This window comes from Halomonas sp. ISL-56 (genome assembly GCF_018612805.1).
GTDB lineage: Bacteria > Pseudomonadota > Gammaproteobacteria > Pseudomonadales > Halomonadaceae > Vreelandella.
Genome location: NZ_JAGGRO010000004.1, coordinates 104,823 through 120,618 on the forward strand (window position 1 = coordinate 104,823; position 15,796 = coordinate 120,618).

At 56.4% G+C, this 15,796-nt stretch carries 14 protein-coding genes and 1 tRNA gene; 5 read left to right on the forward strand and 10 right to left on the reverse strand.

Going from position 1 to position 15,796, the window contains the following annotated elements:
- Positions 1-19: 19 nt before the first annotated feature.
- The 3 genes from cgtA to rplU form a co-directional block, all read right to left on the reverse strand.
- Complete coding sequence (gene cgtA / locus J7J49_RS02575; RefSeq protein WP_035582832.1) at positions 20-1,207, reverse strand: Obg family GTPase CgtA; 1,188 nt, start codon at positions 1,205-1,207, stop codon at positions 20-22.
- A 184-nt stretch (positions 1,208-1,391) separates the two neighbouring features.
- Complete coding sequence (gene rpmA, locus J7J49_RS02580) at positions 1,392-1,649, reverse strand: 50S ribosomal protein L27 (RefSeq protein ID WP_008957069.1); 258 nt, start codon at positions 1,647-1,649, stop codon at positions 1,392-1,394.
- Between the two features lie 29 nt (positions 1,650-1,678).
- Positions 1,679-1,990: a 50S ribosomal protein L21 gene (rplU, locus tag J7J49_RS02585; protein ID WP_035582831.1), complete on the reverse strand. Its 312-nt coding sequence runs from the start codon at positions 1,988-1,990 to the stop codon at positions 1,679-1,681.
- A 377-nt stretch (positions 1,991-2,367) separates the two neighbouring features.
- Between rplU and ispB the strand changes: the two genes are divergently transcribed.
- From ispB to J7J49_RS02610, 5 genes are all read left to right on the forward strand, one after another.
- A complete protein-coding gene (gene ispB, locus J7J49_RS02590) occupies positions 2,368-3,372 on the forward strand; it encodes an octaprenyl diphosphate synthase (RefSeq protein WP_064235025.1) in 1,005 nt (334 codons plus the stop codon).
- Between the two features lie 100 nt (positions 3,373-3,472).
- Positions 3,473-3,549, forward strand: a tRNA-Pro gene (locus J7J49_RS02595).
- A 132-nt stretch (positions 3,550-3,681) separates the two neighbouring features.
- Positions 3,682-3,978 (forward strand): type II toxin-antitoxin system HigB family toxin, encoded by a 297-nt coding sequence (locus tag J7J49_RS02600; RefSeq protein WP_215089952.1) that lies wholly within the window; start codon positions 3,682-3,684, stop codon positions 3,976-3,978.
- The gene (locus tag J7J49_RS02605; RefSeq protein WP_251048105.1) at positions 3,975-4,340 is read left to right on the forward strand and encodes a helix-turn-helix domain-containing protein; all 366 of its coding nucleotides are present in this window, start codon (positions 3,975-3,977) and stop codon (positions 4,338-4,340) included. Before J7J49_RS02600 ends, J7J49_RS02605 begins: the two co-directional genes overlap by 4 nt.
- A gap of 212 nt (positions 4,341-4,552) precedes the next feature.
- Positions 4,553-5,707 carry an MFS transporter gene (locus J7J49_RS02610; RefSeq protein WP_502793501.1) on the forward strand — a complete coding sequence of 385 codons (1,155 nt, stop codon included), beginning with the start codon at positions 4,553-4,555 and terminating at the stop codon, positions 5,705-5,707.
- A gap of 21 nt (positions 5,708-5,728) precedes the next feature.
- Here J7J49_RS02610 and J7J49_RS02615 read toward each other — a convergent pair whose 3' ends face one another.
- The 7 genes from J7J49_RS02615 to J7J49_RS02645 form a co-directional block, all read right to left on the reverse strand.
- A complete protein-coding gene (locus tag J7J49_RS02615; RefSeq protein WP_215089956.1) occupies positions 5,729-6,511 on the reverse strand; it encodes a sulfite exporter TauE/SafE family protein in 783 nt (260 codons plus the stop codon).
- 34 nt (positions 6,512-6,545) lie between these two features.
- Positions 6,546-8,870, reverse strand: coding sequence for an ATP-dependent DNA helicase (locus J7J49_RS02620; protein WP_215089958.1), 2,325 nt, complete (start codon positions 8,868-8,870; stop codon positions 6,546-6,548).
- Positions 8,867-10,558 (reverse strand): VRR-NUC domain-containing protein, encoded by a 1,692-nt coding sequence (locus tag J7J49_RS02625; protein WP_215089959.1) that lies wholly within the window; start codon positions 10,556-10,558, stop codon positions 8,867-8,869. The genes J7J49_RS02620 and J7J49_RS02625 overlap by 4 nt, the downstream gene beginning before the upstream one ends.
- A 52-nt stretch (positions 10,559-10,610) precedes the next feature.
- Positions 10,611-12,386 carry a M14 family metallopeptidase gene (locus tag J7J49_RS02630; RefSeq protein ID WP_215089961.1) on the reverse strand — a complete coding sequence of 592 codons (1,776 nt, stop codon included), beginning with the start codon at positions 12,384-12,386 and terminating at the stop codon, positions 10,611-10,613.
- On the reverse strand, positions 12,383-13,237 hold the full coding sequence (locus J7J49_RS02635) for an ABC transporter permease (protein ID WP_215089963.1): 855 nt from the start codon (positions 13,235-13,237) through the stop codon (positions 12,383-12,385). The genes J7J49_RS02630 and J7J49_RS02635 overlap by 4 nt, the downstream gene beginning before the upstream one ends.
- A 2-nt stretch (positions 13,238-13,239) precedes the next feature.
- A complete protein-coding gene (locus tag J7J49_RS02640; protein ID WP_215089964.1) occupies positions 13,240-14,163 on the reverse strand; it encodes an ABC transporter permease in 924 nt (307 codons plus the stop codon).
- A 95-nt stretch (positions 14,164-14,258) separates the two neighbouring features.
- A complete protein-coding gene (locus tag J7J49_RS02645; RefSeq protein WP_215089966.1) occupies positions 14,259-15,788 on the reverse strand; it encodes an ABC transporter substrate-binding protein in 1,530 nt (509 codons plus the stop codon).
- Positions 15,789-15,796 lie beyond the last annotated feature (8 nt).

A 15,796-nucleotide genomic window follows, 5' to 3' on the forward strand; every position in this document is an offset into this window, starting at 1 on the left:
ATGCACCCATTCAATACCACTAAGGCGCGTACTCGACTTCAACATCGTAATCATCGTCGTCGAAATCTTCGTCATCTTCATCGTCGCGCTTACGTCGACGACCCAAACGATCTTCGGTACGCGCAACCGACTCCTCTTCCATACGGCGACGCATCTCTTCTTCACGCGCCAGCGCCTCTTCATCTTCGTTCTCAAGGCGGCGCTGCTCGGTCAACCAGCGGTAGGCCGCTTGCACCAGCTTATCGGTGCCGTCGCTGCTGATCGCCGAAATGCGGAATACCGGGCCTTCCCAGTTCAGCGCCTGGATAATCTTCTGGGCACGCTCTTCACGCTCATCTTCCGGCAGCAGGTCAAACTTGTTCAGCACCAGCCAACGTGGCCGCTCGGAAAGCGCCGGCGAGAACTGCCCCAACTCGTGAACAATGGCCTTGGCCGCTTCCACCGGGTCAGACTCATCAAACGGCGCGACGTCGACCACGTGGAACAGCAGACGCGTGCGGGTCAGGTGCTTCAAAAAGCGCAGCCCTAAACCAGCGCCTTCAGAGGCTCCTTCGATCAAGCCGGGTACGTCGGCCATCACGAAGTGCTCGTGCATCCCCAGTTTTACCACGCCCAAGTTGGGCACTAAGGTAGTGAACGGGTAGTTAGCGACTTTGGGCTTGGCGGCGGACACCGAGCGAATCAGCGTCGATTTACCCGCGTTGGGCATGCCCAGCAGGCCCACATCGGCCATCACCTTCATTTCCAGGCGCAAATTGCGACGGTCGCCATCGGTACCTGGCGTGGTGCGACGCGGCGCGCGATTGGTCGACGACTTAAAGTGGATATTACCCAACCCACGTCGACCACCTTCACCTACCAACACGACCTGACCAATTTCGGTGACATCGGCGATGACTTCCAGGGTGTCTTCATCGATCACCGTGGTGCCCACCGGCACTTTGACGTGCAGGTCTTCACCGGCCTTGCCGCTCATTTGTCGGCCCATGCCGCCCTGACCGTTCTGGGCTTTATAGAAGCGCTGAAACTTAAAATCGATCAAGGTATTCAGCGCATCGTCACCAATCAGGTAAACGCTGCCACCATGGCCGCCATCGCCCCCATCGGGGCCGCCTCTGGGCACATATTTTTCGCGGCGAAAGCTCAGACAGCCATTGCCGCCTTTGCCTGCCTCAACAATAATCGAGGCTTCATCGACGAACTGCATTGGATTCTCCCGGCCGCTTCCGCCGCCCTAATATGCACTACTTTTTTTTCTTCACCCTGCATTCCCAACAGCCTGCTGATATAGAACTGTGGAAACACGGATTGGAAAACAGATTTAACCGACAAAAAAGCCCCGCCATAGCGGGGCCTTTTTTTCTCGCAACCGCGAGCATAGCACTAGCCGTTTAGGCAGAAACGATGCTAACAAACTTGCGGTTTTTCGGGCCTTTGGTCTCGAATTTCACAAAACCGTCGCTCAGTGCGAACAGTGTGTGGTCACGACCAAGGCCAACGCCTGTGCCCGCGTGGAAACGCGTGCCGCGCTGACGAACGATGATGTTACCCGCAGTCGCCGCTTGGCCACCGAAGAGTTTCACACCTAAGCGTTTGGACTCGGAATCGCGACCGTTACGCGTGGAGCCAGCTGCCTTTTTATGTGCCATTGCAAAATCCTCCTAAGGGAATTGACCGCTTACGCAGAAATTCCGGTAATTTTGACTTCAGTGAACCACTGGCGGTGGCCCTGACGCTTCATGTGGTGCTTACGACGACGGAACTTGATGATGGTAACTTTATCGCCACGGCCGTGGGAAACCACTTCGGCAGAGACTTTAGCACCACTGAGCATCGGCGCACCGATGTTGAAGTCATCGCCGTCTGCGACCATCAGCACTTCGTCAAACTCAATCGTTTCGCCGGTAGCGACTTCGATTTTCTCAAGCTTGAGGGTTTGACCTTCTTGAACGCGGTACTGCTTACCACCGCTTTTGATAACTGCGTACATGTCGCTCTCCGGACTGTCGTTAATGCCGTTCTAACGGTTAAACGGCACTCATCTCCTACGCTCTTTCGAGTCGTGCTCTTATCGACCTGCTGCGAGTGGCGCCCCTTTTGGAGCCATCTGACAGGGAGCAAGATGAGTGGGTCGCGGATTATAGCGACTATCTACTCTTACCACAAGACTACTGATCAATGTCAATTGCCAATGATGACTAATGCGATACCTTAAACCTTGTACGTATCTTGACGCCCAACAGGCAGCCCCATAGCATGGCTCCAACGACGTAACCACAGCTACGTGAAACAACTACGTAACACAAACTACGTAACACAACTTCGGGCGGCACTTCCCGCCTCCATCTGCCGCGATGAACGTATCCCATGACCGCTAACGCTTCCTCAGCACAGCCTGACAGCCCAACGCCTTCACCGCTGCACGCCGTGGTGGCCGATGATTTCGCAGCCGTCAACCGGACGATTGTCGAACAGCTTAACTCCAAAGTGCCGTTGGTCGAAACCATCGGCCAGTACATCACCGAAAGCGGTGGCAAGCGTTTGCGCCCTTTGTTGGCGTTACTCGCCGCCCGATCCCTCAACTATACCGGCGACAAACATATTCCGCTGGCCACGTTGATTGAGTTTATGCACACCTCCACGCTGCTCCACGATGACGTGGTGGATGAGTCGCATATGCGCCGGGGCAAGAAAACCGCCAACGATGCCTGGGGCAATGCACCTTCGGTACTGGTCGGTGACTTTCTTTATGCCCGCTCGTTTCAGATGATGGTGGATGTGGGCTCCATGCGCATTATGGCGATTCTCTCTGGCGCCACCTGCATCATCGCGGAAGGGGAAGTGCTGCAGTTGACCAACATCGGCAACCCCAGCATCTCTGAAGAAGATTATTTCGAGACCATTTTGGGTAAAACCGCTAAATTATTCGAAGCGGCTTCCCACAGTGGCGCGGTGCTGGCGGAGGCTACGCCGGAGCAGGAGCAGGCGCTCCAGTATTATGGCCGCTACCTGGGCCTCGCCTTCCAGCTTATTGACGACCTGTTGGATTACCAGGGCGACGCCGAGGCCATGGGCAAAAATGTCGGCGACGACCTCGCCGAAGGCAAGCCAACGCTGCCGCTGATCCACGCCATGGAGCAAGGCACACCGGAACAGGCCAAGCTGATTCGTCAGGTGATTCGCGATGGCGGGCTTGAGCAGCTCGACGCCGTGCTGGAAATTGTTCACGCTACCGGCGCACTCGACTACACCCGCCAGCGCGCCGAAGAGATGGCCGATAAAGCGCTACAGCAATTGGATGCCCTACCGCCCAGTGCCTACCGCGACAGCATGGCCCAGTTAGCCCGCTTAGCGGTTGATCGCCAAGCATAAAATTTGCCGCACCACGCCGCCGAGGACTTGAAAAAACACCTCTAGCTAAGTATGATCCATCTCCGTTGTTGAGCACAGGCAAACACAGCTCGGCAGCTTTCGGAATATAGCTCAGCTTGGTAGAGCGCTGCCTTCGGGAGGCAGAGGTCGTAGGTTCGAATCCTGCTATTCCGACCAAAAATTCCATGAAAAACGGCCACTTAGCTAATACAGCAGGTGGCCGTTTTTTTGCGCAATGTTTTCTATTCCTAAACTCAGCTTGACTCCCAAAAAGGGAGAAACTAAAATTCTCCCAAAACGGGAGGCCGCATGAGGATTATCGCTAAGCGAACGTTGCGTCAATTTTGGGAGCTGGGTTTCGTCGACGCCGAAACACCTCTCACTGAGTGGTACAACATGATGAGTAAAGCCTCATGGGCAACTCCTCAGGCGCTCAAAGCTGAGATTGGCACGGCCAGCATCCTCAAAGGAGGCAGGGTCGTTTTTAATATCGGCGGTAACAAATACCGAGTGATTGTCTCTGTTCGATACACGCAGCAGATTGCCTGGATTCGATTTGTTGGCACGCATCAACAGTACGATCAGGTAAATGCGGAGACTATATGATGAATATCCAACCTATCCGAAACGATGCCGACCTTGATCGCACATTTGCCCGCCTGGAAGAGCTGTGGGCCGCAGAAGATGGGACTGCAGAAGCTGATGAGCTTGAAGTACTCTCTATTTTGATCGAGAAGTACGAAAATGAGCACTATCCTATCGGCCCCTCGGATCCCATCGAAGCGATTAAATTCCGCATGGAGCAGCAGGGGCTGACCCAGCGTGATTTAGAGACTTATATCGGTAGCAGTGGTCGTGTATCAGAAGTACTTAATCGTCGCAGGGGCTTGAGCCTCGCCATGATCAAACGCCTCCATAACGGGCTGAAAATTCCATACGAGAGCCTTATGGCTGATACCCCCGCTTGATCCGATCAACTGCATTCCCCTAATTAGCATCAATCTCATTATGCCGCGATTGACGCGGCATAATCATTTCTAATTGAGCGGAGTCAAACACTGTCGATTACCAACGTTGAGCAAAGTAGCCTGCTAACAACTATGCTACGATAAGCGTTTGTGTTTGAACCTTCTTACTTTTCATTTGATGTGGAAGCCGCCCCATTAGCCAGTTAACGCATATTAAGGCCGTACTCCTCTTCGCCAGCACCATGACCGTGATGTCGGGGGCGATTATCGCGCCTGCGCTGCCGGGTATCAGCCGTCACTTTCCTGACCAGCCGCAGGTGCTGATCCAGCTCATTCTGACCATTCCGGCGCTGATGATTACCCTGTTCAGCCCGCTGATGGGCTATTTGGCCGATCGGTTTGGGCGCAAAAAACTGCTGCTGACGATGCTGTTTATCTACGGTTTTGCCGGGGTATCGGGCTTTTTCATCGACCGCGTGGATTTGCTACTCAGCTCGCGGGCACTAATGGGAATAGCGGTAGCGGGCATTCTTAGCATTAGCACCACGCTGGTGGGGGATTATTTCGATAGCGCCGAACGCGCGCGCTTTTTGGGATTGCAGAGCAGCTGCATGGCCTTGGGCGGGGTTATCTTTATCAACCTTGGCGGGATACTTTCCGACTGGAGTTGGCGGGGCCCGTTTTTACTCTACCTAACCGGCGTGCTGTTACTGCCCTATGCCTGGGCAATGCTTAAAGAACCTCGCATTCAGAGTACCGCGAACACTGGCGTTACCGATGCCCCCGTTAAGGTGGATGTTGGGCGTACTGCGCTGGGTTACTTTATCGCCATGATCAGCATGGCAATGTTTTATATGTTCCCCGCCCAGTTGCCCTTTTTGCTCTCTCAGCAAGGCCAAATCAGCGGCATGGCAATTGGCATTGCGCTCTCCATGTCGGCACTTACGGCGAGTATCGTTGCCTTTGGTTATGGCTACTACAAACCGTTTCTGTCGGTGATGACGATCTACGTTTTAGGCTTCTTGCTATCGGCCGCTGGCTTCTTGATCGTTGGTTTTACCAATAGCTACGCCATGGCCATTGTGGGCGCGGCCATCTCGGGCTTTGGCCTGGGCGCCTTTATGCCCAACACTACCACCTGGCTGATGCGCATTACCCCTCAGCGGGTGCGGGGCCGAGTATTTGGCGGCTTTACCTCAACCTTCTTTTTCGGCCAATTTATCTCCCCGGTGGTGGTCGCCTCGGCAATGATTTGGCTGGACTCGTTGCGCAGCGTCTTTATCGCAATGGCGCTGATCTGCTGCCTGTTCGCTATCACCCTGACTATTTTGAGTAAAACGACGCTCCAGGCAGACAGCCAACTTTAAACAGAGACGACTCCCTCCCGGCTAACCAGGGGGGTGGATTAACCCCACCACGCTGACCAGAATCAGCACCGCCCCCAGCACACGAAAGAACAGCCCAGTGTCCGCTTTCAACATATAGCGGTGGGCTCTTTCGCCCACTAAATGGCCAATAAAAGCGCAGGGCAACAGCCACAGCTGATGAATAAGTTGAAGGTCGACGCCTGCAATCAAGAACGACACCATTTTGATCACAACCAGGATAAACCACAGCACAAACATGGTATCCCGCAGTTGCTCTTTGGCGACGTGAGTGGCGAATACCGCCACAATCAGCGGCGCACCAATGAGCGAGGTGCCGCTGACATAGCCGCCCAGTGCCAGCAGCACGTAATCCACGTATTTATTCTTGCTCTTGAATGGCCGGTTCAGTACGTAACCAATGGCATAGATGAACACAATGCCGAAAATGATGCTGGTCATAACCTGGGCGGGCAGCGTCAACAGCCCCACCACCCCAATAAGTTTGGGGATAATCATGATTTTCAGAGCTTTGCGTAAATAAGCCCAATCAATATTGCTTTCTGCGGGGCTTGTGGCACTGCCCTCTCTCTGCAGTTGGCGATGCCCGTTCCAGGCAATCCAGCTAGAGAAAATCAGCAGATGGATGGCGATAATCGGCAAGAACACCAGGGGTTGATTGGTCACTAAAAGCAAGAAGGGCAACGCCAGCACAGCGCCGCCAAAGCCCAGGCTCGTCCTCACAAAGCCGCTCCAGGCAAAAATCAGCCCGATCAGCGCGTACTGGTACCAGAGTAGATCTGTCATTGGTTCGCCTAACCATCATCGTTATTGAAAGCCGTTAGTGGGTCATCGTCTCCACCGCCCACCAGGAAGGGAGTAGCGCACGTACATTAGCTTGTGCGAAACGATCATCCATTAATACCACAACGCCTTCATCTTCTGGACTGCGAATCACCCGTCCAGCGGCCTGCACGACTTTAATCATGCCAGGAATGCGGTAGGTGTAGTCGTCCCCCTGACCAAAGCGCGCGCTTAAACGTGCTTTAAGCGCTTCGTTGAAGTCGTTAAACGGCGGTAACCCCAGGGTGGCGATAAAGGCGCCGATTAGCCTGTCGCCGGGTAAATCGATACCCTCTGCGAAGGCACCGCCCAGCACCGCAAAGCCGATACCTTTTCCACCGGGGGTAAAGCGCGCCAGAAACGCCTCGCGTTCGGCCTCCGGCATCCCGCGGGTTTGGCTGAACACGGGCACCTCCGGGTGCGCCTCGCGAAACCGCGCCAGCGCTGCCGCCAGGTAGGCAAAGCTACTGAAGAACGCCAGGTAGTGGCCCGGCCTGCGCTGATACTGCTGCGCCATGGTAGCGACGATGGGCTCAATGGAGGCGTCCCGATCACGAAAACGGGTGGAAATATCGCGCCTTATGCGTACCTCAAGCTGGCGGGCGGCAAATGGCGAAGCTACTTCGCGCCAGACGGTCTTTTCCGGCAAGCCGAGCAGATCCCGATAGTAGTGGCCTGGCGTGAGCGTTGCCGAGAACAGCACCACTGAGTGCGCGGCGTTAAAGCGCGGGGCCAAAAAATCAGCGGGAATCAGGTTGCGAAGTCCCAGCACCGCCCGCCCCCGCCCGTAACGGGTAAGGTCGCACAGCGAATGCTCGCCAAAACGCTCGGCGAGGCGGCAGAACGCCAGCGCTTCAAACAGCAGTTCCTGGAGTTCTAGACTGGCGTCTTCAGGGTGCTCACCCAGATGATCGGTCACCGACACCCCCACCTGCTGAGCGGCGGCCACCAGCTTGTCGGGCAGCGTCGTGAGCAGCCGATAGACGGGCTTACCCGGCTCGCCTACCTCATCCAGCCCCGCGTCTTTAAGCGACGTGTCATTAAAGAATGTCTCTTTAAACAGTGCCTGCCACTGACGGGCTAAACGGTTCAAAGGCCGTGAAAGCGCTGGCGGCGCGCCACGGCGCACCCGGTTAAGGCGCTGCTGGTCGAGCTCGGCGCTGTACATGCCGCGGGCTCGCTCCACCAGGTTATGCGCTTCATCGACCAGCACGCCCGTACGCCAGTCGTTGGCCTGAGCCAGGCCGTGCAGCAGCGCGTGGCTGTCGAACCAGTGGTTAACGTCGCCGACGACTACGTCCGTCCAGCGCGCCAGTTCCTGGCCCAGGTAATACGGGCACACGTCATGAGCCAGCGCCACTTCCCGCAGCGCGTCGCGATCCAGCCAGGCTTGCTCTACTGCCGCTTGCCGGGCGGCTGGCAGGCGGTCGTAAAAGCCTGCCGCCAACGGGCACGACTCGCCGTGGCAGGCGCGGTCAGGGTATTCGCAGGCTTTGTCGCGGGCCACCAGTTCCAGTACCCGCAGCGGCTGGGCTTCCTCGCCCGGGCTAGCGCGCAGCGTGGCGAGCGCATCCAGCGCCAAACGGCGGCCGGGGGTCTTCATGGTGAGAAAGGCGATACGGTCGAGTTGCTGGCGCGGCATGGCCGAGAGCATGGGGAACAGCGTCGCCACCGTTTTGCCAATGCCCGTGGGCGCCTGGGCGAGCAGGCAGCGCCCGGTACTGGTGGCTTTATAGACGTCTTCAGCGAGCTCGCGTTGGCCGGGGCGAAACGTGCTATGAGGAAAACGTAGCGTTTGCAGGCGGCTGTCGCGGCGCTGGCGATGGTCGGCCTCCTGCTCCGCCCAGGCGAGAAAGCGTTGGCACTGGTCGGTAAAAAACGCCTGCAACTCGGTGGCGGACGCCTCCTGACTAAGCAAGGTCTCCTTGCCACTGGCGATCTCCAGGTACACCAGCGTCAAAGTGATGTGTTCCAGGCCGCGCTCGGCACACAGCAGCGCGCCGTAGACTTTCACCTGCGCCCAGTGCAGCGCGCGCTGGTTATCGGCCATGCGCTCCAGGCTGCCGCGGTGGGTTTTGACTTCTTCCAGACGGTTGGCCGCTGGGTCAAAACCATCGGCCCGCCCCGTCACCGTCAGCCCCTCAAAGGTGCCTGACAGCGGCAGTTCGGCCATATAGTCTGCCCCGCGGCGGCTGGCCACCAGCGTATGCCCTTGTATGCCTTCCTGGGCACTGGGCGCAGGGGTAAAGCGGTGGTCGAGATCGCCTTCGCGGGCGGTGAAATCGCACAGCGCCCGCACCGCCACCCGATAAGTCGCGCTCATGGCATTGGCTCGGCGCTATCCGCCCAGCGGACGTAGCATACCGCGACGGGGATCTCATGACGGTGAAAGAACGTTAGCCAGCGGCGCTGGTTATCCTGTAGCCGATCGCCAGGGCCTTTAACTTCAATCATCCGGCAGCGCGGCGTGCCCGCGGGGGCATCGGGCAATAACTGAATCAGATCCGGCAGCCCGGCCCGGTTGGCCTTGAGATCCCCCAGCAGCCGCTCAAAACAGACCCGTAAATGCTCAGCAGGGATACACTCAAGCGCCAGCTCGACAAGCGCCTCTTCGACAATTGGCCAGTGGATAAAGGGCGATGCAAGACCAAACTTCTCTTGCCAGATCGCCTGAATCACCTCGCGGTAGCTGCCGTCTTCCAGCCGCGCCAGGCAGGCATCGAAGATGTCACGCCGCCGCGCCACGAAATCGTCGCGGTATAAATCCGCGGGGCCATGATGAAAGGGATGGAAGAAAGCACCGGGCAACGGCGCAAATATCGCGGGCCAGCAGAGCAGGCCAAACAGCCCGGTGATCAGGCTGTTTTCCACATAGTAGACCGGCGCGTGCGGCTCACTAAGGGCTTCCACCACAGCCCGCTCGACAAATTGCGCCCCCGGCAGGGTGAGATCCCAACGCTCATGGGCCGGCTCAATGTCGCTCGGCACAGCAGGCAGCTTAAGCCGCCGCCGCAGACGGGGCAGCATCCGCGCCAGCGCCTGGCGCTCGGTTTCGTTGGGGCTGCTCTCAAGAGCTTGGGTGGCCAGCTCAAACGCCGTTTGGTGCTCGCCCAACCGCTCCAGCACCCGCAGTTGGCGAATGCGTGCCTCACTACTGCCCGCTTCGTCATAGAGCGTCAACGCGAGCACCGATTCGCCACTACGCTCCGCCTCGCGGCCCAACTGCAACAACAGCCTTGCGCGCCGCGTGGCCAGCCAGCGGTTATCCGCAGGCGGCGGCACTTCAGGGTGAAGATCGGCGGGAAGCTCGCCCTCATCGAGACGTTGGCGCAAATAATGGAGCGCCAGGTAAGTATCGACTTCCTGGCGCGTTTGAAAGGCGCGGGATTGCGGCGTAAAAGGCACCACCTCAAACCGCTGCAGGCCAAGCTCGGTCAGCACGAACTCCGCCCAATCCTGGCGCAAGTTGCCAAAGAACATTAGGCGCAGCCGGTCACAAATCTCCATTACCTTGAGGCAGACGATTTTATCGTTGCTGTCGGGCCACCATGTTTGCAGCGGTGAGACGCGTGTCAGTTGGCTCGCTAAGGTGTCATAGAGTGCCGTTTTGGCACTCGACGCGCTAAGCCCAGCGGCACGTACCTCATCGGCTAAGATGTGGCGAAGTTCAGCCAGGCGCAGTTGATTAAACAGCTCGTCAATCCCCAGCGCTGGCTGATCATCGACCCACTCCAGCGCTATCAATGGCGCCATCGCAGTCGCGCTGTCGCCAATCTCGGCATAGCTGAGTTTGCTGAGCCGGAACAGCTCGCCTTTGCGCATCACCATGCGCACCAGCAGCGCCTGGGACGCGCGCGGCAAGTTGTCGAATTGATTCAGGAAGTCGCGCTCGCCTGCCGAAAGCAGATCAGCGTGGCGCTCCCCTACCCAATCCACAACGAAGCGGAAGTTCGTCAGGTAGTAGAAGGGATCATCAAGGGAGGCAGTAGGTGTCGCGAAAGCACTGTTCATTTATCCATTGTAACAGTGCGACGCCATTGTGACAGTCTCCCCGTCATGGAGATTAGCGATTCAATGTGAGCGTTTGAAAAGCGTTATAGGCCGCTACCACCGTTGCCATTTGCGCGCTATGCGCCTTTACAAACGGCTCGCCGGTCAGGGTCTCGTCAGGGTATTCGGTAATCAGCATCAGCGGCGTTAACTGATCGGTATCTTCGGATATCAGGTAAGGAAAACCATTTAATACCGGAAAAGTTAACGCGCCAGCGTGGGTTTCAAACAAGGCAATTTGCAGGGCATTAAACTCGACTAACCCAGGCACTTTAGCCAGTTCTTGGGTAACGGATTCAACTAACTGTTGGGCCGGCGATTCCCAACCCGGCTGATAGCGCAGAATCAAAAAGAAGCCCTTGGGGATCGTCCACATTTCAAAGCCGCGGGGCACGTAGCCGTTCAGCGGGCGCGTCCATTCGTGGGCGGGGTAGCCGTGCAAATTAACATGTAGTCCAGCGCCGCTGGCCGCGAATGCCTGTTCACGAATGGCGTGTTCGAAAGGTTGGCCCAACGGCTGGCTCTGTAAGTCATTACCAAACGCAGTGTAGCGCGCAGCATGGTGCATATGACGCGGTTGGGTGGCGATCAGCCTGCCCTGTAGTGCGTAGCCATCAGGGTTCTCTAGCGGCGAGATAACGAAATGGGCTTCTGGCTGACGACTAAGCGTTTGGGCTGCGCGCAAAGCCCCCACCACACCGGAGGTTTCGTTGGCATGCTGGCCAGCGCTGATGATCACAGCGCGGTCACACCCTTCCATATAGCGCGCTTCTACGACTCTGCCAGCTCGGGTGGTTGCATATAGCGATCGACCTTCAAGGGCCACCAGTAACTGCGTAATTTGCTCAGTACCGATGGCCTGCTGGGCGCTCTCCAGCTCGACCAATTCACGCTGGGGTTGGGAAGTACCCAAAGGCCGCAGGCTTACCCTCAAGTAGGGTTCGTTACCTTGAGTCAGCACCTCCGGCACAATCTGACCCGGTTGAATCGAGCGATCCCCCAGCGCTAAGCCTGCGCGGTGTTGGAAGTATTCCAACGTGGAGAAATACAACTCTTCATGGAGCGCTTCGGCGAGGCTGATATGTTCGTCAGCCCACGCTAAGCGGCGGTCTTGACAGGGTAAATGCACCGTGAAGTTGAGTTCTTCAAAGCAAGGAGACGCTGACTGCCATGGGGTTGAAGAGAGCAGTTCCATCGCTGTTCGGAATAGCGCCTCAACGTCGGTCTCGACGATTATTTCCCTAACATCGCCCTGGGGAGAAGTGAGCCGCAGCCATCCGCAGGGAGAGCACTGTGCTTCGCCTACATGATCTAAATGTTGGCGATTAGGCGCTTCAACAAGATAGGTCTCGTGACTCCCTGAAGTACGCTCCACTCGAACGCAATATTGAAGAGGTCTAGAGGCAATAAGTGTGGTCTCAACTTCCTCCCAGCGTAGCGATACGCCTTGGGGAATCAGCGCTGATAGCGGATAGGCTTCCAGTAAAAAGCGCCGCGGTGCTTGTTCCAATACCGGGTGCTCAATCACTAGCGACTGCAGCGAGTCCCAGGAGAATTCCTCTAAAAAGAAATGCACCAGGGGCTTATAGGCACTACGCAGGCGCGCGTTAATGCCAGCGGCATTGAACGCCGTTTCGGTCGCGTGGCGCTCGGCCTCGTCATCGAAGACCCACGCCTCCAACCGATAACCTTGATAGGCAGGTTTCGCGTACTCCTCAAGCAAACTACGCGTGGTGCGCGGGAAAGAGCGCTCTAGCAACGCCTCAATCTGAGAACTGTGGGTCGTCATAGGGAAGTACGTCCAGTGGGATCCAGAGCGTCGCGCAGCCAGTCACCGAGCAGGTTCAGCCCTAACACGGTTAACAAAATGGCCACACCAGGAAATACGCTAACCCACCATGCTGTTTGCAGATAAGTGCGCCCTTCCGCCAGCATGCCGCCCCAACTGGGAATCACCGGATCAACACCGAGCCCCAAAAACGTCAGGCTGCTCTCCAGCAGAATATTGTTAGCTACATTGAGCGTCATCAATACGATGACCGGGCCGATCAAATTGGGCAGCAAATGCTGGAACAGAATACGAATATCTTTCACGCCGATCGCTTTGGCCGCCAGAATGAATTCACGATCGCGCAGTGATAACACCGAGCCGCGCACCAAGCGAGCGTACTGTACCCACTGGGAAATAATCAGCAGGATGATCATATTGGTCAGCCCGCCACCAATCACGGCAATAAAGGTAATCGCCAGCAGGATAAAGGGCAGCGCCAGCTGCACATCGGCAAAGCGCATTACGATCATATCCAGAAAACCACCGTAGTAGCCGGATACCAAGCCCATAATGATACCGATCACCACCGCACCCAGGGCTGAGTAGACCCCGACCTTTAGCGAGATCTCTCCACCAATAATCACCCGCGCCAGCACATCTCTACCTAACGGGTCTGTGCCTAGGGGAAAGCCAGGCTCCACCAACGGTGGCGTTAACCGATAGGCTAGATTGAGCTCTGAACCACCGCCGGGGAATAGCCAGCCGGAGAAAATCACCGCCAAGCCAATACCGCCGACGAGTAGTACACCGAGGATAAACTCCAGGTTCTTAAAGCGTTTCAATTTGTTGGTTTTGATAGCTGCCGTCATGGTTATTCCTTACGCACCCTGGGGTCGACCAGGCCATAGGCGATATCAACGAGAAGGTTGATGAAGATGATCATTAGCGAGAGCACGGTGATAACGCCCTGTAAGACTGGATAGTCCCGGGCCGATACGGCTTCAAAGGCCAAGGTGCCAAGCCCCGGCCAGTTGAACACTCGCTCGACAACGACAATACCGCCCAGCAGCCCGCCGAACTGCAAACCAAAATAAGTGATCAACGGAATAGAGCAGTTACGCAGCGCATGCTTGTAGAGCACCACACTGTTGGAAAGACCTTTTGCACGCGCGACCATAATGTACTGGGAGCGCAAGGTATCCAGCATGGTGGTACGCACCAGGCGCACGTTGGTCGCGGTCAGAATTATACCCATCGTCGCGGCAGGCATAATGAAGCTAGCGAAGCCTTCCATACCGCTGGGCGGCAATAGGTTGAAGGTGATGGAGAGCAGTAGCACCAGCATGATAGCCAGCCAGAAATTGGGAAAAGAGAGTCCGATCAGGGAAAAAATCCTAATCATCTGATCGGGCCATCTTCCTCGCGACACTGCTGCTTTAATCCCCAGCGGAATCGATACCACGATAGACACAAATAGCGAAGCAAACGCTAGCGCCAAGGTGGCGGGCAAGGCACGAGCAATCAGGTCGCTGACGGGAGTGCCGCCCATAAAACTGCGACCAAAATCCCCCACTACCAGACCTTGCAGAAAGCCGATGTACTGAGCCAGGAAAGATTGATTCAATCCGAGGGCTTGACGGATTCTTTCCAGATCCGCCTCGGTAATACTGCCCGCCCCTTGGGCCAGCATCACCGCCGGATCACCGGTTAAACGGATCGCAAATGACACGATCAGCGTTACGGCGATCACCACAAAAATCGCCTGCAGTATTCGATACAAAAGGAACTTTGCCACTATGACCTCTTAGCTCTTAGTCCGTAACGCCATCAAACGGAGTGACTGTTGTTACTCTTCCGGCCGCTCTTTCAAGCGGCCGGAATAAGTCCCCGCTAGTCGGCGACATCTACGTCGGTCAAGCGCATGCGGTTATCCGGAGCCGGCTCGAAGTTCTCAACTCGGTCACTTACGCCATACAGGGCATTGATGCTGTACAGCGGCATTTCCAAGGCGCGATCCTGGGTGTACTGCGCAATGGCTTGGAGCAGCGTTTCACGCTCATCCTGGTCGGTGATACTGCGCTGGGCTTCGAGCATTTCATCTAACTCAGCGTCGCTATCATAAGGGTTCCAGCGCTCACCAGTGTGGTACATCAAGTAAGCAGTATTGTCGAAGTCAAACGTCCAACCACCCCACTTCTGCTGGAACATCTCACCAGTTCGGCCTGCCGGAATAATGTCGTTAAGCAGCACGTTGGTTTCATATGGCTGAATAGAGGCGGTAATACCTACTCCTTGTAAGTAGGAAGCGACCACCTGGGCAACTTCGCCAAAGGTTGCGTCGTTACCGCGCACATCAATCTGTACCGTGGCGCCGGGCTCTACCCCCGCTTCATCAAGCAGTTGGCGAGCCTGCTGCGGATCAAACGGCAGCGGCTCCATTTCCGGGTCGTTACCAAAAGATTGGGCGCCCTGGAAACTGGCGATCATCTCGCCTTCACCGGCCAGAATAGCGTCGATGATGGCCTGCCGATCCACAGCCATGATCATGGCTTTCCGTACACGTTCGTCGGCGGTGATACCTGACTGGGTGTTAAAGCGAAGCGCTTCCACGGTCGGCGAGGGTACGCTGACAATGCTGATACCATCGTGGTTATTGATCGTATCGATCATGCCAATAGGAATCGTCGGCGGAATAACGATATCGACCCGTCCAGCCTGCAACTCTGCTACGGCAGTAGAGGGCTCAGAGATAAAACGATAGGTCACCTCATCAAGCTTAGGTGCTCCGCCCCAGTGATCCGCGAAAGCCTCCAGTTGGACATCCTCACGAGGGTTGTACTCCACCACCTGAAATGGCCCGGTGCCTACCGGATGGGTATTGAAGTGGTCATCGCCATGCTCAGCCAAGTACTCTGGCGGCACAATCATCGCACCGTAGCCAGCCAGCTTGGTCAGCAGTACCGGATCGGGTTCATTGAGATGGAAGTCGACCGTGTAGTCATCAATCACTTCCACGCTTTCAATCGCCGTGTAGTTGGAGCGCTGCGGGCCTTGGGCACCTTCATCACCGAGTAGGCGATCAAAGGTGAACTTTACCGCTTCAGCATTGAAGGGTTCACCATTATGGAATGTGACGCCTTCGCGCAGGGTAAACCTGATGCGAGTGCCGTCATCCAGTTCTTCCCACTCGGTGGCAAGACCAGGCACCAACTCTAAATCAGGGCCTCGGTACGTCAAACCATCAAAGATATTAGTCGCCACCGACGCCCAGTTAACTAAAAAAGTATCGATAGGATCCCAAGTGCCCGGATCTTGTGGCGAGGCGACAGTTAACGAACCTGCTTGAGCAGAGGCAGAGAAAGCAACGCTCAGTGCCATACCTGCAAGTGCGCCATTGAGAACACGTTTATTTTTCTTCATCGGATTAC